The organism is Aeromicrobium sp. SP1, assembly GCF_055663785.1.
The window spans coordinates 2,507,119-2,525,001 of record NZ_JBQVVK010000001.1 but is presented as its reverse complement, the minus strand read 5'-3'; the positions used below and the strand labels follow the sequence as shown (position 1 = coordinate 2,525,001).

Annotated in this window: 17 protein-coding genes; 14 read left to right on the top strand and 3 right to left on the bottom strand. The window is 68.9% G+C overall.

All coding sequences use genetic code 11. From position 1 onward, the window contains the following. Positions 1-5: 5 nt before the first annotated feature. The gene (locus ACT26F_RS12465) at positions 6-710 is read right to left on the bottom strand and encodes a FadR/GntR family transcriptional regulator (protein WP_471670866.1); all 705 of its coding nucleotides are present in this window, start codon (positions 708-710) and stop codon (positions 6-8) included. Between the two features lie 113 nt (positions 711-823). Between ACT26F_RS12465 and ACT26F_RS12460 the strand changes: the two genes are divergently transcribed. The 13 genes from ACT26F_RS12460 to ACT26F_RS12400 all read left to right on the top strand — a co-directional run bounded on the left by ACT26F_RS12460 (position 824) and on the right by ACT26F_RS12400 (position 14,000). Beyond that, positions 824-1,609, top strand: coding sequence for an SDR family NAD(P)-dependent oxidoreductase (locus tag ACT26F_RS12460; protein ID WP_471670865.1), 786 nt, complete (start codon positions 824-826; stop codon positions 1,607-1,609). 38 nt (positions 1,610-1,647) lie between these two features. Further along, entirely contained in the window at positions 1,648-2,556 is a 909-nt protein-coding gene (locus ACT26F_RS12455; protein WP_471670864.1) for a cyclase family protein, read from the top strand. Beyond that, positions 2,553-4,514 carry a flavin-containing monooxygenase gene (locus ACT26F_RS12450; RefSeq protein WP_471670863.1) on the top strand — a complete coding sequence of 654 codons (1,962 nt, stop codon included), beginning with the start codon at positions 2,553-2,555 and terminating at the stop codon, positions 4,512-4,514. Before ACT26F_RS12455 ends, ACT26F_RS12450 begins: the two co-directional genes overlap by 4 nt. 94 nt (positions 4,515-4,608) lie before the next feature. Further along, entirely contained in the window at positions 4,609-5,367 is a 759-nt protein-coding gene (locus ACT26F_RS12445) for an ABC transporter ATP-binding protein (protein ID WP_471670862.1), read from the top strand. Positions 5,368-5,419: 52 nt separating this feature from the next. Further along, entirely contained in the window at positions 5,420-6,652 is a 1,233-nt protein-coding gene (locus ACT26F_RS12440; RefSeq protein WP_471670861.1) for an ABC transporter substrate-binding protein, read from the top strand. An 84-nt stretch (positions 6,653-6,736) separates the two neighbouring features. Beyond that, positions 6,737-7,708 (top strand): branched-chain amino acid ABC transporter permease, encoded by a 972-nt coding sequence (locus ACT26F_RS12435; protein WP_471670860.1) that lies wholly within the window; start codon positions 6,737-6,739, stop codon positions 7,706-7,708. Positions 7,709-7,729: 21 nt separating this feature from the next. After that, on the top strand, positions 7,730-9,478 hold the full coding sequence (locus tag ACT26F_RS12430) for a branched-chain amino acid ABC transporter ATP-binding protein/permease (protein WP_471670859.1): 1,749 nt from the start codon (positions 7,730-7,732) through the stop codon (positions 9,476-9,478). A 31-nt stretch (positions 9,479-9,509) separates the two neighbouring features. Then, the gene (locus ACT26F_RS12425; RefSeq protein ID WP_471670858.1) at positions 9,510-10,259 is read left to right on the top strand and encodes an SDR family NAD(P)-dependent oxidoreductase; all 750 of its coding nucleotides are present in this window, start codon (positions 9,510-9,512) and stop codon (positions 10,257-10,259) included. Further along, a complete protein-coding gene (locus ACT26F_RS12420) occupies positions 10,256-11,077 on the top strand; it encodes an SDR family NAD(P)-dependent oxidoreductase (protein ID WP_471670857.1) in 822 nt (273 codons plus the stop codon). The genes ACT26F_RS12425 and ACT26F_RS12420 overlap by 4 nt, the downstream gene beginning before the upstream one ends. Then, on the top strand, positions 11,074-11,850 hold the full coding sequence (locus tag ACT26F_RS12415) for an SDR family NAD(P)-dependent oxidoreductase (RefSeq protein WP_471670856.1): 777 nt from the start codon (positions 11,074-11,076) through the stop codon (positions 11,848-11,850). Before ACT26F_RS12420 ends, ACT26F_RS12415 begins: the two co-directional genes overlap by 4 nt. Before the next feature lie 34 nt (positions 11,851-11,884). After that, a complete protein-coding gene (locus tag ACT26F_RS12410; protein WP_471670855.1) occupies positions 11,885-12,688 on the top strand; it encodes an SDR family NAD(P)-dependent oxidoreductase in 804 nt (267 codons plus the stop codon). Then, positions 12,681-13,496 (top strand): SDR family NAD(P)-dependent oxidoreductase, encoded by an 816-nt coding sequence (locus tag ACT26F_RS12405; protein ID WP_471670854.1) that lies wholly within the window; start codon positions 12,681-12,683, stop codon positions 13,494-13,496. Before ACT26F_RS12410 ends, ACT26F_RS12405 begins: the two co-directional genes overlap by 8 nt. A gap of 60 nt (positions 13,497-13,556) precedes the next feature. After that, positions 13,557-14,000, top strand: coding sequence for a VOC family protein (locus ACT26F_RS12400; protein WP_471670853.1), 444 nt, complete (start codon positions 13,557-13,559; stop codon positions 13,998-14,000). A gap of 83 nt (positions 14,001-14,083) precedes the next feature. Here the strand turns inward: ACT26F_RS12400 and ACT26F_RS12395 are convergent, their stop codons facing one another. Beyond that, positions 14,084-15,010: an SDR family NAD(P)-dependent oxidoreductase gene (locus tag ACT26F_RS12395; RefSeq protein ID WP_471670852.1), complete on the bottom strand. Its 927-nt coding sequence runs from the start codon at positions 15,008-15,010 to the stop codon at positions 14,084-14,086. 30 nt (positions 15,011-15,040) lie between these two features. Further along, positions 15,041-16,606, bottom strand: coding sequence for an acyl-CoA synthetase (locus ACT26F_RS12390; protein ID WP_471670851.1), 1,566 nt, complete (start codon positions 16,604-16,606; stop codon positions 15,041-15,043). Between the two features lie 111 nt (positions 16,607-16,717). On the opposite strand from ACT26F_RS12390, the gene ACT26F_RS12385 reads away from it, so the two are divergent. Then, on the top strand, positions 16,718-17,881 hold the full coding sequence (locus ACT26F_RS12385; protein ID WP_471670850.1) for an acetyl-CoA C-acyltransferase: 1,164 nt from the start codon (positions 16,718-16,720) through the stop codon (positions 17,879-17,881). Positions 17,882-17,883: the final 2 nt, after the last annotated feature.

The following is a 17,883-nucleotide window of genomic DNA, read 5'->3' as shown; positions in this document are numbered from 1 at the left end:
GACGGTCACGGATGTACGCGCGGGATGATCGGGTCGTCGAGCAGCCGCTGCTGCGCGATGAAGTCCCGGTACCCCTCGAGGTGACGACGCATGGCCGACTCGGCCGCGCCCGGGTCGCCGGTGGCGATCGCCGAGGCGATCTCCTCGTGCTCGCGGGCGTTCCGGTCGGAGGTCTCGCGGGTCACGCGGTCGTAGCGGACCTGGTTCTCGAGCGTCGATCCGAGTGCCGCGAGGAGGATCGCGTGCACACCGTTGCCGGAGGCCTCCGCCACGAGCTGGTGGAAGTTGGCGACGTGGCGACCCCCTCCGCCGCTACCGGCGATGTCGGTGAGGGCTTCGCGTTGCTCGTCGGTCGCGTGGGTCGCGGCGAGGCGAGCCACGGTCGGCTCCACGTCGAGGCGGAAGTCCGCGAACTCGCGCAGGCTCGTGTCGCGGCTGCTGAACAGCAGAGCCATGGTCTCGCTGATCTGGCCGATGCCGACCTCGCGCACGAAGATGCCACCGGCGGCACCGCGGCGGATCTCGATCAGCCCGTCGCGCTCCAGGATCCTCAGGCCCTCGCGCACGGTAACGCGGCCGAGCCCGTGCTGCTCCATGAGTTCGGCCTCGGACGCGAGTCGGGTGCCGACGGGGAGCCGCTCGGACAGAATGCGCCGTCGGACGTCGGTCACGACGAGGTCGGAGGCCTTGGGCAACCGGCTGGACGTCACGCCCCACTCCCTCTCGTGCTCCCTCGAGAACGTGCTCAGCGGCGACGCGGCGGGCACCCCTGCATTCCTTGCCATGTTATCCCGCGCGGGATCTCGAGAACGGACGGTCGATCATGAACGGCACCGGCTACGCACCCCTGGTCACCGGACCGGCACTCGAGGGCCAGCTGGCCGTCGTCACGGGCGGGGTCGGAGGCATCGGCGCGGCGATCAGTGAGGCGCTCGCCCGCGACGGCGCCACCGTCGTCGCGGCCGACGTCGCACCGGACACGCTCGAGCGGGGCGCCGAGATGTTCGCGCACCTGGCCGACGTGCCCGGCGCCGGCGAGGTCCGTCCGACCGTCCTGGACGTCACCGATCCCACCGCCATCGACGCGCTCGCGGCCGAGCTCGGCACGGTCCACGTGCTCATCAACAATGCCGGGGTCGGCGGCTCCACCGCGCCGGTCTGGGAGACCGGGATCGACCGCTGGAGGCGCGACCTCGACATCATGCTGACCGGCCCGTTCCTGATGTGCCGGGCCTTCCTGCCCGCGATGCTCGCCGTCGACTACGGCCGCGTCGTGAACATCTCGAGCATGGCCGGCAAGGAGGGCAACGCCGACACCGCCGGCTACTCCAGCGCCAAGGCCGGCCTGATCGGGTTGACGAAGGTCGTCGGCAAGGAGGTCGCCGGCACCGGGGTCCTCGTCAACGCCGTCGCACCGGGAGTCGTGGAGAGCCCGATGAACCACGCGGTGCCCGAGGAGTTCCACCGCGCGGTGCTGGCCAAGATCCCGATGGGTCGTCCCGGGACGCGCGCCGAGCTCGCCGAACTGGTCCGCTTCCTGGCCAGCCCCCGGGTCGGCTTCTCGACGGGTGCCGTCTTCGACTTCAGCGGCGGTCGCGCGACCTACTGACCGCACTGCCTTCCACCGCACGATCCGAGGAGCACGACATGACCGATGGCCGACCCGACATCCCCCGCTACCGTGACCTGCCGAACGGCGACGCGGCCGGCGTCTTCGGGGCGGACGACGTGATCGGCTCGCTCAACCGATTGACGGACGAGCGGGTGCGGGACGCGGCAGGCCTCGTCCGCACGGGCGAGCGGTTCAGCCTCACCGCGCCGCTCACGTGGCCGGACCCGCCGTTGTACGGGCGCGCCCCCCTCGAGCACACGATCCTGCGCACGGCGCTGGGCAACCGCGACGACGTGGTGCAGAACTTCCACCCGCAGGGCTCGAGCCAGTGGGACGCGTTCACGCACATCCGTGATCCCGAGCTCGGCTGGTACAACCGGCGCGAGGTCGAGCAGCTGGGCATCGAGACCTGGAGCCGATGGGGAATCGTCGGCCGGGCCGTCCTGGTCGACGCGGCGCACCACCGTGCGGCGTGGGGCCGACCCCTGCACTGGCGGGCACGAGACACGATCAGCACCGACGACCTCGTGCGGATGCTGGAGGAGGACGGGATCGAGCGGCGGCCCGGTGACGTGCTCCTGCTGCGCACCGGCTGGACCGAGGGGTACCAAGCGGCCGACCCCGCCGAGCGGCTCGCGGTGAAGACCGACCCGACGTCCCCCGGCCTCGCCGCGAGTCCCGAGATGCTGGAGCTGCTCTGGGACTGGGGAGTCAGCGCGGTGGCCAGCGACAACATCTCGGTCGAGGCACTGCCGCCCGACGGCTTCGTCCTCCACCCGCACCTGCTGAACCGGCTCGGCATCCCGATCGGCGAGCTGTGGTGGCTCGACGCCCTCGCGGCGAGCTGCCGCGCCGACGGCCGGTTCGAGGCGATGCTCGTCTCGGTCCCCCTCGACCTGCCCGGTGGCGTCGGGTCTCCCTGCAACGCGATCGCGATCCGATGACGCTGGCACGCGACGTGGACGCCGAGACCGCCGGTGAGGTCACGCTCGAGTTCATCCGGTCCGCCGTCGACCAGGCGGACCTCAACGCCCTGCGCGTCGCGCTCCTCCAGGCGACGGGAGACCGGTCGCTGGCAGGGCTCGACATCACGCTCGCCCCGGTCCGCGGGGGCGCGTTCTTCCTCCCGGCGCTCTCGCCCGACGGTGAGGAGTTGGTCAAGCAGAAGGCGGTGGAGTTCCTCGCCGACCCCCGGCGGCGAGGGCCGGCGCCGGCCGACCCGACGGACGAGGAGATCCGCGACCTGGTCCGCGTCCTCACGGGCGAGGAGCTCGAAGACACGATGCTCGCGATGACGCGCGAGGAGCTCGCGTTCGAGGACTTCCCGCGGGAGACGTCGTGGACCGGCGACCGCCCGGCAGAGGCCCTGGAGGACTTCCGGGTCCTCGTCGTCGGGGCCGGAGTCAGCGGGATCGCGATGGGCGTGAAGCTGCGCCGCCTCGGCATTGCCTTCACGATCATCGAGCGGCTGGACGACCTCACCGGAACGTGGCACCGCAATCGGTACCCCGATGTCCGCGTCGACACGAACTGCTTCCTGTACCAGTTCAAGTTCGAGAAGCGGTACCCGTGGCCGGAGTACTTCCCGCGCCGCGGCGACGTCAAGAAGTACCTCGAGCACCTCGTCGAGAAGTACGGCGTGGCCGAGCACGTGGTCCTCGGCCAGGAGGTCGTCGATGCCGCGTGGAACGAGGACGAGTCCGTCTGGGACGTCGAGGCCGTCGACCGGGACGGTCACGTCCACCGGCATCGCGGCCAGGTGATGGTGAGCGCCACCGGCGTCTTCAGCACCCCGCGGTGGCCCGACATCGAGGGGATCGACACGTTCGCCGGACGGATCCTGCACACCGCCGACTGGGACACCGACCTCGACTGGACGGGCCTGCGGGTCGGCGTGATCGGCAACGGCTCGACCGGCACCCAGTTGTTGCCGAGTCTGGCCCGGACGGCGGCCCACGTGACCGCCTTCCAGCGGACCCCGCAGTGGATCATCAACTCCCCGCTGCTCGGCACGGCGATCACCCCGGAGGTCCACTGGCTGATCGACGCGATGCCGCACTACTGGAACTGGGTCGGCTTCGTGCAGTTCTTCGGCACGGCGCAGACGCAGGTCGCCCAGGTCATCGACGAGGACTGGCAGGCGGCCGGTGGTCAGATCAACGAGAGGAACGACCGGCTCCGGGCCGCGCTGGTCGACTACGTCGAGTCGAAGGTGGGACACGTGCCGCGGCTGCGGGACCACTCGATCCCCGACTACGCCCCGCTCGCGCGCCGGATCGTGATCGACAACGGGTGGTTCGACGCACTGCTGCGTCCCAACGTCTCGCTGGAGGTCGGGCAGATCGAGTCGATCGTCCCCGAAGGCGTGCGACTGGCCGGCGGCGACGTCGTCCCGCTCGACATCCTGGTCCTTGCCACGGGGTTCCACGTCTCTCGCTACTTCCACCCGGTCACGTACCGGGGGGTCGACGGCCGCACGTTCGAGGACGCCTGGAGCAAGGACGGGGCTCGCGCCTACCTCGGCCTGACGATGCCGGGATTCCCGAACTTCTATGCGCTGTACGGCCCCAACGCGACGCCGCGATTCGGTGGATTCCCGCAGTGGGTCGACATCTGGTCCCGGTACGTCCTGGACCTCGTCGTGCGGCAGATCGAGACGGGAGCGACCTCGGTCGAGGTGCGTCAGGAGGTCTTCGACCAGTACAACGCCCGGATGGACGAGGCGACCTCGGCGTTGTTGTGGGAGTCCGAGGGACAGGGCAGCTACTTCGTCAACGAGCACGGCCGGTCCGGGCTGCAGATGCCGTGGGAGGCCGATCTCTACCACTCGTGGGTACGGGTCGCCGAGCCCGAGGACTTCGTCTGGAGAACCCCGGCGCGGTCGTCTCGGCGGGCGAAATAGTCCAGGTCAACTACTCGGCTAATGATGCTAAGTATGATACTACTTAGGATGTGATGTAGATAACACCCATGGATCAGCACAGGAGGAGCAGGAGATGACGGAGACGCGACCTCGTCCCGGCGACGGATCGACCGCGACAGCGGGGGCACCCGTGCTCGAGATCGACTCGGTCACGGCGGGCTACGGCGTCCACACCGTCCTGCGCGACGTGTCACTGCACGTCGACGACGGCGAGATCATCAGCCTCCTGGGCCACAACGGCGCCGGCAAGTCGACCCTGTTGCGCGCCATTGCCGGAGCGATCGACGTCGAGGCCGGGGACATCCGCTTCCACGGCGAGAGCCAGCTGGGCCACGGTTCCGCCCGCATCGCGCGGGACGGCATCGCCCTCGTACCCCAGGGCCGCGGGATCTTCCCGACGCTGAGCATCGGCGAGAATCTCCAGCTCGGCGCCGGCGTGGCACGCAACGTGAGCGGACGCGAGAAGGTCACCCTCGACTTCGTCCTCGACCTGTTCCCCGCTCTGACGAACCGTCTGCACGAGGACGCCGGCACCCTCAGCGGCGGTCAGCAGCAGATGGTCGCGATCGGCACGGCGCTCATGGCGAGCCCGCGCTTCCTGTTGCTCGACGAGCCGTCGACCGGCCTGGCGCCGGTGCTCGTCCAGACGATGCTCGACCAGATCCGCTCGGTGCACCAGGCGCTGGGCATCGGCGTCCTGATCGTCGAGCAGAACATCCACGAGGCGCTCAAGGTCTCTGACCGTGCCTACGTGCTCAGGCTCGGGGAAATCGTGCGGGAAGGTCCCGCTGCGACGCTCTTGGACGATCCCGACATCTGGGGCCTGTTCTGAGCAAGACGGCGGCCCGCCGTCTGTCAGCTTCACACGAGACTAAGGAACAAGAATGCGATTGATTCGATCGGCACAGATCGTGGCCGCGGTCGCGGCACTCTCGCTCGCGGCCGCCTGCACGACTGACTCCAGCGGAGACGAGGGCGGCACCTCGGGCATCCAGGGCGCCAGCGGCAAGGCCACGACCGGCGACAAGACCTACAAGCTCGGACTCGGCATGCCCCTGACCGGCCCCGCCGCCTCGTACGGCGAGGAATACGTCATGGCCGTGCAGCTGGGCATCGACGACGTCAACAAGCAGTACGCCAAGGACGGCATCAAGCTCGAGCTCGTCACCGCCGACACCCAGGCCACGGCCGAGGGTGGCATCAGCGCCATGAACAAGCTCGGTGCCGTGGAGAAGGCCCCCGTGGTCCTCACCGCCTGGAGCGCCGTGGTCGCCTCCGCGACGCCGGTCGCCGAGGACCTCGGCTTCGCGCTGTTCAACGCGGGCGCCCAGAGCCCCACGCTGATCGGCTCGAGCCCGAACCTCGTCAACGCGCTGCCGATGAACGATGCGCAGCTGGAGAACTTCACGAAGTACCTGGTCGAGGAGAAGGGCTACAAGAACTTCGCCACGATCTACGTCGACAATGAGAGCGGCCAGGGCACGGCGGAGGCCTTCAAGCAGGCCGTCGAGAAGCGCGGCGGCAAGATGGTCGCGGAGGAGTCAATCCGTCAGGATGCGACCGACGCCACGACGCAGATCGCCAAGGTCAAGGACTCCGGCGCGGACTTCATGTACATGCAGACGCTGCTGGTCGAGGGCGCTGCGACGATGAAGGCCTACGGTGATGCCAACCTCGACATCCCGGCTGGCGGCTACGCCGGCGAGGGCGAGAGCCGCATCATCCGCGATGCCGCCGGAGACGCCATGAACGGCTTCGTCTACATGTCCCACCTCCCGGAGGACATCGACGGAGTCAACGAGCTGCTCGGCCGCATGCAGGCGGAGGACCCCGAGCGCGTGCTCGCGAACCAGTCGTACAACGCGTACTTCTACGCGGTGCCGTTCACCTACGCCGAGGCGATCAAGACCCTGCGGGCCGAAGGTGCCCCGGTGACCGGCGAGAACGTCCTCGCGGTGCTCAACGAGCGGTCCGACATCAGCGTTCCGATCATCGGTGCGATGGACCTGACGGACCAGTTGACCTATCACGGGCCGACGCTGATCCGTCAGATCGAGGACTACAAGGCCGATCCGATGACCGACACGACGCTCGACGCCGTGAAGGCGACCGGCTGATCCACCCCTGGGGTCGTCGGCCCTCCGCTCCCGCGGAGGGCCGGCGCCCCGGATCCTTCCCACCCGACCACGAAAGGGCTCCTCGTGGACCTCCTCGTCACCCTCGTCAAGACCGGACTGGTCATGGGCCTGCTGTACGGCCTGTTCGCGTACGGTCTGAGCCTGATCCTCTCGGTCAACAAGGTCTTCCACGTCGCCCAAGGCGCGACCTTCGTCCTGTCGGCGTACATCTTCTACACGCTCGGCACCCTCTGGGAGTGGCCGACGTTCCTCGCCTTCCTCGGCGCACTCGCCGCCGCGGCGGTCATCGCCGCCGCCATGCAGTACCTGGTCTACGTCCCCCTCCAGCGGCGTAACGCCGATCCGATCGTCATCATGGTCGCCTCGCTGCTCGTGGTGGCCTTCGCCGCGTACGTCGTCGAGATCGTGTGGGGCGCCGGTGTCGTCTCTGCCGCCGTCCCGAGCTGGTTCGACTGGAGCACCGAGATCGGCCACCTGCGCATCGACCTCTACGACGTCAGCGTCGTCGTGATGAGCCTCCTGCTCTTCGCGGTGATGCACTGGTTCCTCACCCGCACGCACGCGGGCCTGGAGTTCCGCGCCGTCGGCGACAACGCCGAGCGCGCCCAGGCGTTGGCGATCAACCTCGACCGCGTCTACCTGCGGTCGATGGTGCTGGGCTCGATCCTCGTCGTGCCGGCCGCCGTGCTCCTGGCGCTCAAGGCGCCGATCCACCCGAGCATGGGCTTCGACCTGCTGCTCAAGGCCGTCATCGCCCTGACCATCGGTGGCATGGGCCGCATGAGCGGCGCCATGATCGGCGGCATCCTCGTCGGGCTGACCGAGACGGTCCCGCTCTACTGGCTGCCGACCGAATGGGGCGAGTTCATCGTCTACATCGTCGCCTTCTTCTTCGTGCTCTTCCGCCCGACCGGGCTGGTCGGCAACAAGCGCAAGCCACGCAAGTCAAAGCGCACGCCCGACACCCCGTCCATGTCCGATCCCGCGCTGGCGGCCGAATCCGGCGAGTCGGTCAAGCCGGCACCGGTCTCCTGATCCCGAGCGGAGAGAACAGCCATGAGCTACTACCTGATCAGCCTGCTGGGGCTGCTGCCGATCTTCATCATCCTGGGCATCTCGTTCAACCTGCTGCTCGGCTACGGCGGACTGCTGTCGGTGTCGCACGGCGGCTTCTTCGGCGTCGGCGCCTACGCCACGGCCATCCTCATCAAGGACTACCACCTGGAGTTCCTGCCGGCCGTTCTCGTCGGCGCGGTCCTCGCCGGTGTCATGAGCCTGTCCGTCGGGTACGCCGCAGGGAGACTGTCCGACGAGTTCCTCTTCATCGTCACGATCGCCGTCCAGGTGGCGTTGGTCGAGCTGTTCAACAACCTCGAACTCACCGGCCGCTCGGCCGGCATCGCGGGCATTCCGCGCCCGACCGTGTTCGGCTACCAGCTCGAGTCCAACACCCAGGTGATGATCCTGTCGTGGGTCTTCTGCGCCCTGGTCACCCTGGTCTGCTGGCGCGTCGTCCACTCGCCCTACGGCCGCCTGCTCAAGTCGCTGCGTGAGGACGTGCCGGCCGCGCGCTCGCTCGGCAAGCGGGCCCTGTGGACCAAGGTGACGGTGTTCGCGTTCAGCTCGGCGATCGCCGGCCTCGCGGGCGGCCTCTACGCGATGCACACGCTGTACATCAGCCCGGCCGAGTTCACACTCGACCGCACGGTGGAGATCCTGTCGATCACGATCATCGGCGGCATGGGCGCGTTCTGGGGCCCGTACCTGGGCGCCGCGATCGTGCTCGCCCTGCCCGAGGCGCTCAGCTTCGCCGACATCCCCGACTCGGTCGCGGGACCGATCAACGGCATGATCTACACGCTCGCCGTGCTCCTGCTCCTGATCTTCCGTCCTCGTGGCCTGCTGGGCCGCGACCCGGTGAAGGAGGCGGAGCGCAACGCCGCACGCCGCGCTGCCAAGGCCGGGGTCACCGGCGAGGGCGGCACCGAGGAGATCTCGCTCGACCTGTTCGCCCGGGTCATCGAAGAGGGCGAGGTGCCCGAGGTCAAGACACTGCGCTCGGAGGGCATCGGCATCGCGTTCGGTGGCCTGAAGGCGGTCGACGACGTGACGATGTCGGTCCGTCCGGGACAGATCACGGCGCTGGTCGGGCCGAACGGCGCCGGCAAGACCACGGTCTTCAACCTGCTCAGCGGCGCGCTCAAGACCGACCAGGGCAAGATCTTCTACGGCGACCAGGACATCTCGAGCCTCAGCATCGAGCGCCGCGCACAACTCGGCGTCGTGCGGTCCTTCCAGGAGGTCCGCCTCTTCGAGGGCATGACCGTGCAGGAGAACGTCCACGTCGCGGTCACCGACATCAAGCACGAGACGTTGATCTCGCAGTTCGCGCCCGGCGCCTGGCGAGGACGTGACGCGGCCGACGCCGACCGTGCCGAGAAGGTGCTGCGCAGCCTGGGCCTGCACGAGAAGCGCCACACGTTGGCACGCGACCTCTCGTACGCCGAGCAGAAGATGCTCATGATGGGCCGCCTGCTCGCCACGGGAGCCAGCTGTTACCTGCTGGACGAGCCCATGTCGGGTCTGGACCAGGGCGCTCGCGCCCAGTTGTCCGACCTGCTCCGCGAGATCGTCGCGGACGGCAGCACCTCGATCTGCATCGTCGAGCACAGCATGCAGGTCGTGCGCGAGGTCGCCTCCTGGGTGATGTTCCTCGACCACGGTCGACTGCTCACCGAGGGCACGCCCGACGAAGTCATGAACGACCCCGAGCTCACCGCTCTCTATTTCGGTCAACCGGTCTGAGCCGTTGACCACGACGAAGGAGTTTCCACACATGAGCGATTCGAGGGTGGTCGTCGTCACCGGCGGCGGCGACGGGATCGGCCGCACGATCGCGCGGCACCTGGCGTCGGAGGGCTGGGACGTCTGCGTCGCGGACATCGACGAGACGGCGGCCAAGTCCGTCGCGGCCGAACTGGTCGCCGATGGTCACCGGGCGATCGCCGTGGGCGCCGACGTCTCGAGCGAGGAGGACGTCCAGCGCATCGGAGCACGCACGGAGGCCGAGCTCGGCCCGTTGCGCGCCTGGATCAACAACGCGGGCAACACGCGCCCCGCGATGCTGCTGAAGATGGACGCGGACGCCTTCGACGCCGTCCTCGCGGTCCACGCCCGGGGCACCTTCCTGGGGCTGCGCGAGGCCGCCCGTCGCATGGTCGCGAGCGGGACGCAGGGCGTCATCGTCAACGTGACCTCGTCCGCGGGCCTGGGCGGCACGATCGGCCAGATCAACTACGCCAGCGCCAAGGGCGCAATCATCGCCATGACCAAGTCGGGCGCCAAGGAGCTCGGTCGGTACGGCATCCGCGTCAATGCGGTCGCACCGTCTGCGTCGACCGAGATGACCCGGACGATCATGACGAACGAGAAGTTCGCCGCCACCTACCTGTCGCGCATCGCGCTGGGCCGCTTCGCCGAGGCGGAGGAGATGGCGCCGACCTTCTCGTACCTGCTGTCCGACGGCGCCACGTACATGACGGGTCAGGTGCTGTCGGTCGACGGCGGCACCTACATGGTCTCGTGACGGTCCAGACGGAGCCCCTCGCGCACCGGTTCGTCGGCAAGGTCGTCCTCGTCACCGGCGCCTCCGGTGGTCAGGGCGAGGCCGAGGCCCGCCTGTTCGCCGCGGAGGGCGCGACGGTCGTGATCGCCGACGTGCTGGTCGAGCTCGGGCAGGCACTCGCCGCCGAGCTGGTCGAGGCGGGCCTGAAGGCCGAGTTCGTCGAGCTCGACGTCGCCGACGAGGACCGCTGGGCCGAGGTCGTCTCCCGGATCGAGGCCGACCACGGTCGTCTGGACGTCCTGGTCAACAACGCCGGCGTCGGGGACGGCCGGGGCATCGTCGACCAGGGTCTGCGTGGCTGGGACCGTCTGCTCGGGATCAACCTGTGGGGGCCCGTCGTCGGCATGCGCACGTGTGCACCGCTGATGGCGAGGGGCGGTGGCGGATCGATCGTCAACATCTCGTCGGTCGCCGGCATGACCGGCTATGACCACGCGGCGTACACGGCCAGCAAGTGGGGCCTGCGCGGAGTGACCAAGACCGCGGCGCTCGAGTACGCGGACGACAACATCCGGGTGAACTCGGTGCACCCGGGCACGATCGTCACGCCGATGATCGCCGTGGTGCCCGAGGACGTCGTCCAGAACTACGTGCGGATCAACCCGAACCGGCGGACCGGCGTGCCGGAGGAGATCGCCTGGACGGTGCTGCACCTCGCATCCGACGAGTCGACCTTCACGACGGGTGCCGAGTTCACGGTCGACGGCGGCTTCATCGGCGGGTCGTTGAACCGGGCCCTCGAGCTGGCCGTGCTGGCCGCGAAGAAGGAGAAGGCGTGAGCTTCGAACGACTGTCGCTGCAGGGCAGGGTCGCCGTCGTGACCGGCGCCGCCAAGGGCATGGGTGCCGAGCACGTCCGGACGATGACGGACCGCGGCGCCACGGTGCTCGCGGTCGACGTGGACGCCGACGCGCTCGACAAGCTGGTGGCCGACGTCGGGGGAGCGGCCGTGGCCCACGTCGCGGACGTCGCCGACCTCGAGCAGTGGGAGGGCGTGCGGGACCGCGCGCTCGAGCTCGACGGGCCACTCTCGATCCTGGTGAACAACGCCGGGGTGGTGAGCCACAAGCGCATCGCGCAGACGACCAAGGCCGGCTGGGACCGGGTGCTCGACGTCAACCTCAAGGGGACGTGGCTCGGGATGAAGGTGCTGGCCCCCGCCATGCGCGACGCCGGCGGCGGCGCGATCGTCAACGTCTCGTCGGCGGCCGGTCTCGACCAGCACCCCGACCCGGCGTACACGGCCAGCAAGTGGGGCGTCCGCGGACTGACCAAGACCGCGTCCCAGGAGTTCGGCGCGTGGGGCATTCGGGTCAACAGCATCCATCCGGGGTACATCGACACCCCGATGAACGACTTCGCGTCGCAGGAGCTGACGGGGTCGATGCTGTCGATGATCCCGATCTCGCGGCCGGGTCACGCGTGGGACGCCGCCGAGCTGGTCGCCTTCCTCGTGTCCGACGCCGCCGGCTTCATCACAGGCGCCGAGATCGCGGTCGACGGTGGTTGGACGTCGGGGGCCCAGGCCTTCGAGGCCCGCCGCTTCCGCTGATCGACACCAGATCCATCGACCAGGAGGTACGGACGTGGGACGTCTCAACGACAAGGTGGTGCTGGTCACCGGTGCGTCAGGTGGCCAGGGCGCGGCCGAGGCACGGCTGTTCGCCGAGGAGGGCGCGACCGTCGTCGTCGCCGACGTACTCGTCGAGCAGGGTGAGGCGCTCGTCGCCGAGCTCGCGGAAGCCGGCCATCGTGCCGTGTTCGTCGAGCTCGACGTGGCGGACGAGGCGCGCTGGGCCGAGGTGGTCGCGCAGATCGAGGCCGACTTCGGCCGGCTCGACGTGCTGGTCAACAACGCCGGGATCTCCGACCGGCGGGGCGTCATGGAGCAGCCGGAGGAGGCCTTCGACCGGGTGCTCTCGATCAACCTCTGGGGTCCGGTCGCCGGCATGCAGGCCTGCGCGCCGCTCATGGGTCGCACGGGCGGCGGATCGATCGTCAACATCTCGTCGGTCGCCGGTCTCACGGGATACGACGCCGCCGGTTACACCTCGAGCAAGTGGGGTCTGCGTGGTGTCACCAAGACCGGTGCACTCGAGCTCGCGCCGCTGGGCATCCGGGTCAACTCGGTCCACCCCGGCACGATCATCACCCCCATGCTCCGCTTCACGACCGCCCAGGTCATCGACGACTACGTGACGGTCAACCCCGACCCGCGGGCCGGGCAGCCCGAGGAGATCGCCCACACGGTGGTCCACCTGGCCATCGACGAGGTGTCGTCGTTCACGACCGGCGCCGAGGTCGTGATCGACGGCGGATTCATCGCCGGTGGTGCGCATCGCGGCCAAGCGCTGCGGACCGCCGAACTCAAGGAGGCGGCCGATGTCTGAGCACACCCTGCCCGCGCGATCGCGCACCGACCTGACCGGCAGGGTCGCGGTCGTCACGGGAGGCGGACACGGGATGGGCGCCGAGCACGTGCGCACCCTGACCGCCCGCGGCGCATCGGTCCTGTTCACCGATCTCGACGAGGCGGCCGGCAGCCGACTCGCCGACGAGGTGGTGGCCGCCGGCGGCGACGCCGTGTTCGCGGCGGGCGACGTTCGCGACCGGGCCACGTGGGAGTCGTGGCGCGACACGGCGCTCGACCGCTTCGGTGCGGTCCATGCGCTCGTGAACAATGCGGGCGTCTTCGGCGAGCACACCATCCTGGGTATCGACCGGCCGGCGTGGCAGCGCGTCATCGACGTCAACCTCAAGGGCCCGTTCCTCGGCATGAAGACGTTCGCGCCGCTCATGCGCGATGCGGGTGGCGGTGCGATCGTCAACGTCTCGTCGGCCGCAGGGTTGGACCAGAACCCCGATCCGGCCTACACCGCGAGCAAGTGGGGAGTGCGCGGCCTGACGAAGATGGCGTCCCAGGAGCTCGGTCCGTGGGGCATCAGGGTCAACAGCATCCACCCCGGCTACATGCTCACCGCGATGACGGACTTCGCCTCCGACGCGATGCGTGCCGCGAAGATCGAGCTCACCCCGCTGCGCCGTGCCGGTGAGGCCTGGGAGGCCGCCGAGCTGGTGGCGTTCCTCGTCTCCGACGCGGCCGCCTTCATCACCGGCGCCGAGATCGCGATCGACGGCGGCTGGACCTCGGGGTCCCAGGCCACCGAGGCGCGACGGAGGAGCGCCGCTCACGCGTGACGCTCACGGCCACCGATCACCCGCCATCACTAGGGAGTTGTGGAAATGAAACTGGAACGCATGGAACTGCTCGGCCTCGAGGTGTCGGACCTGGACGCGGCGATCACGAAGTTCTCCGATCTCCTCGGGGTCGAGTTCGTCCGGATCGAGTTCGACGACACCGAGGTGATCGAGGAGCTTCCCGCCGACGAGCCGCCGAGCGCCCAGGGCACCCGGATGAGCATGGCGATGGATCGGCACGGCTACATGGAGTTGATCCAGTCCCATCCGCCGACCACCCACGAGCGGGTGCGCAACATCCACTTCAAGGTCGACGACATCGAGGAAGCCATCGTCGAGATGCGCGAGAAGGGCTTCCGGCTCGTGTCCAACGTGCGCATCGGCCGGATGCGCGAAGCCATCTGGGGCGCCCGTGAGGCCCACGGTCTGCGCATGTGCATCGTGCAGTACGACGGTCCGAGCATGATCGACGCCATGCTCGATGGTGGCCCGAAGCCCGTGTGACGGACGAACGACGAACGGCCCGACCACCGAGGTGGTCGGGCCGTTGTCTCATCGACGGGCGGAGGAGGAGCGCCGTCGACGCGTCATGGCGACTCGGGAAGGGCTCCGGCCGCCACGGCCATGCGGTGCAGGAGCGCCATCTCGTCCGTGCCGCTGTCGAACACCTGGAGCGTGTCGAGATCGCGGATCTGGTCGATGTGCTCGAGCACGGCGTCAGCTGATACCGGGCCGTTCGGCGTGATCCAGCCCTCGTTGACGCCGACCACGTACCGGGCGAAGCGGCCTCCGGCGGCCGAGAAGATCTCGTGCGTCTGCGTGCACTGGGGCGACGCGAGGTACACGGCCATCGCGGCCACCTGCGCCGGATCGAGCAGATCGTCCATCTCGCCGAGCAGTCCGTCGGTCATGCGGGTGCGGGCGCCCGGAGCGATCGCGTTGCTGAGGATGCCGTGCTTGGCGCCCTCGATCGCGGCGACGTGCATCAACCCGATCAGACCGGTCTTGGCCGCGCCGTAGTTGGCCTGGCCGAAGTTGCCCAGCAGGCCCGACGACGACGACGTCATGACCAGGCGGCCGTAGCGCGCCTCCTTCATCCGGGCGAACGCCGGGATGGTGACGTTGAACCCGCCCTTGAGGTGCACGTCGAGGACGGCGTCGACCTCCTCGGGCGTCAACTTGTTCAGGGAGCGGTCGCGGAGGATGCCGGCGTTGTGGATGACCGCGTCGACGCTGCCGAAGGCGTCCATCGACGCGTCCACGATCGCCTGTCCGCCCGCGGGGGTCGACACGCTGTCGTAGCAGGCTGCGGCCTCGCCGCCGGCCTCCTTGATCTCCAGGACCACGGCATCGGCCATGCTCGAACTGCCGCCGTCACCGTTGACGGTGCCGCCCAGGTCGTTGACCAGGACCCGGGCGCCGTGACGGGCGAGGGCGAGGGCGTACTCGCGGCCCAGCCCACCTCCCGCGCCGGTGACGATGACGGAACGACCTTCGTACTCGACGAGGCTCATGGGTGACTGTCTCCTTGCGTTCTTCGTGGGTCAGAGGATGCGGGACTCGTGGCCGGCCCAGTACCGGTCGCGCAGCGGGGCCTTGTAGAGCTTTCCGGTGGGGGACCGGGGGAACTCGTCGAGGAAGTCGATCGACCGGGGGATCTTGAACCGGGCGAGGTGCTCGGCGCAGTGCTCGAGCAGTTCGGCGGTCACCTCGGCGTGGTCGCGGGTCGGGTCGACGAGCTGGACGACCGCCTTGACCTCTTCGCCGAGGTCCTCGTTCGGGACGCCGAACACGGCGACGTCCTGCACGGCGGGGTGCAGCATCATCGCATTCTCGATCTCCTGCGGGTAGATGTTCACGCCGCCGGCGATGATCATGAAGGACTCGCGGTCGGCGAGGTACAGGTAGCCCTCGTCGTCGAGTCGGCCGAGGTCGCCCAACGCGGTCCAGTTGGGATGGTCGGGGTGGTGCGCCGCGGCGGTCTTGTCCGGCTCGCCGTAGTACTGGAAGCCCGCGACGGTCTCGTTCGTCTCGAAGTAGATGCGACCGACCTCGCCGGCGGGCAGCTCCTCGCCGTCGAGCCCGCAGATGTGGATCGTCGACTCGAGCGCGGCCTGGCCGACGGAGCCGGGGTGCTTGAGGAACTCCTCCGACGTGATGACGGTGGCGCCCGTGTCCTCGGTGCCGGCGTAGTACTCGTGGACGATCGGGCCGAGCCAGTCGATCATCGCCTGCTTGATCTGGACCGAGCACGGCGCGGCCCCGGTGATGACGTACTCGAGACTCGACAGGTCGTACTTCGCACGCACCTCTGCCGGGAGCTTGAGCATGCGGCTGAACATTGTCGCCACGAACTGCGCATGCGTGACCCGGTGCTTCTCGATCAGCGCGAGCGCCTGCTCCGCGTCGAACTTCTCCATCATCACGACGGTCGCGCCGAGCGCCATCGAGTCCGTGCTGAACAGCAGCGGCGCCGAGTGGTAGATCGGGGCGGGCGACAGGTACACCGTCTTGGGCCCCATGTCGTAGAGCGTCTGGTAGACGGGGATCAGGGCGGGCTTGCCCTCCTGGACCGTGCGCCCGGTGAGCGGACGCCAGACGCCCTTGGGCCGGCCGGTGCTGCCCGAGCTGTAGAGCATCGTGCGCCCGAGCGGCTCCTCGGCGAGCCGCTCGGCCGGGAACGCCGCGACGGCCTCCTCGTAGTCCTCGTAGCCCGGGACCGTTCCGTCGACCATGAGGCGACGGCGGACCTTCGGCGTCATCGGCACGACCGCCGACGCGAGGTCGCCCTTGTACGCCGACATGATCAGCACCTGCGCATCGCAGTCGTCGATGATGTATCCGGCCTCGTTGGGGGTCAGGTAGCGGTTGACGGCCGTCAGGTACAGACCGGAGCGGAACGCGGCCCAGAACACCTCGATGTAGCGGATGTGGTTCTCCATGAGGATCGCCACGTGGTCGCCGGGGCGCAGGCCCTCGGCCCAGAACAGCTGCGCGAGGCGCCGGGAGCGTTCGTCCAGCTCCGCGAAGGTCTGCTGCTCACCACTGGTCCCCATGATGATGGCGGGACGGTCGGGCGTACGGAGTGCGTGGGACGCGGGATCGTACATGCGGTGCGGCGCCTTTCGTCCGGGGTCATGGCCTGGGAGATGGGCTCATTGCGAATCTCTGGTCATTATTATAATGTAATTGGGATCACACCGCCAGAGCCAGGAGCCGTCATGCCCGAAGCAGTCATCGTCGCCGCAACCCGCACCCCCATTGGCCGCGCGTTCAAGGGATCGCTCACCACGGTCCGCGCCGACGACCTCGCCGGCGGCATCATCGACGCCGTCATGAACAAGGTGCCGCAGCTCGACCGCGCCGAGATCGTCGACGTCATGATGGGTGCCGCCAGCCATGCCGGCGAGCAGGGCATGAACGTGGGCCGCAACGCCGCGGCGCTCGGCGGGCTGCCGAACTCCGTGCCGGGCACCACGATCAACCGTGGCTGCGGCTCGTCGCTCCAGACCATCCGCATGGCGCACCAGGCCATCGCCACGGGCGAGGGCGATGCCTTCGTCGCGGCCGGGGTCGAGAGCGTCAGTCGCGCGCCCGGCTTCTACGACGAGGAGGCGATGAACCCGCGCTTCCAGGACACCAGCCGCAACGACTACGTCAATGACATGTACATCCCGATGGGGCAGACGGCCGAGAACGTCGCCGCGAAGTGGGGGCTGTCGCGCCAGGAGCTCGACGAGTTCGCACTCCTCTCGCAGCAGCGCGCGGCGAAGGCGATCGAGGCCGGGTTCTTCGCCCGCGAGATCACGCCCGTCACGCTGCCCGACGGCACGATCGTCGATCGCGACGACTGCCCGCGGCCGCAGACCACCCTCGAGGGCCTGGCCGGGCTCAAGCCGTCATTTCGCGACGACGGCGTCGTGACCGCGGGCAACTCCTGCCCGCTCAACGACGGCGCCGCCGCGGTCGTCGTGATGTCCGACGTGCGCGCGAGGGAGCTCGGCATCACCCCGCTGGCCCGCATCATCGGCTCGGCCGTCACTGGTCTCGAGCCCGAGCTCATGGGCGTCGGCCCGATCAAGGCGGTCGGCCAGCTGCTCGAGCGGCACGGGATGAAGATCAACGACGTCGACGTCGTCGAGCTCAACGAGGCCTTCGCCGCGCAGGTGCTGCCGATCTGCGCCGAGCTGGGCATCTCCATCGAGGATCAGCTGAACCCGCACGGCGGGAGCATCGCCCTCGGGCATCCGTTCGGCATGACCGGTGCTCGGATCATGACCACGCTGATCAACGATCTGCAGACGCTCGACAAGCAGATCGGCATCGAGACGATGTGCATCGGCGGCGGCATGGGCATCGCCATGATGATCGAGCGCCTGTCCTGAGC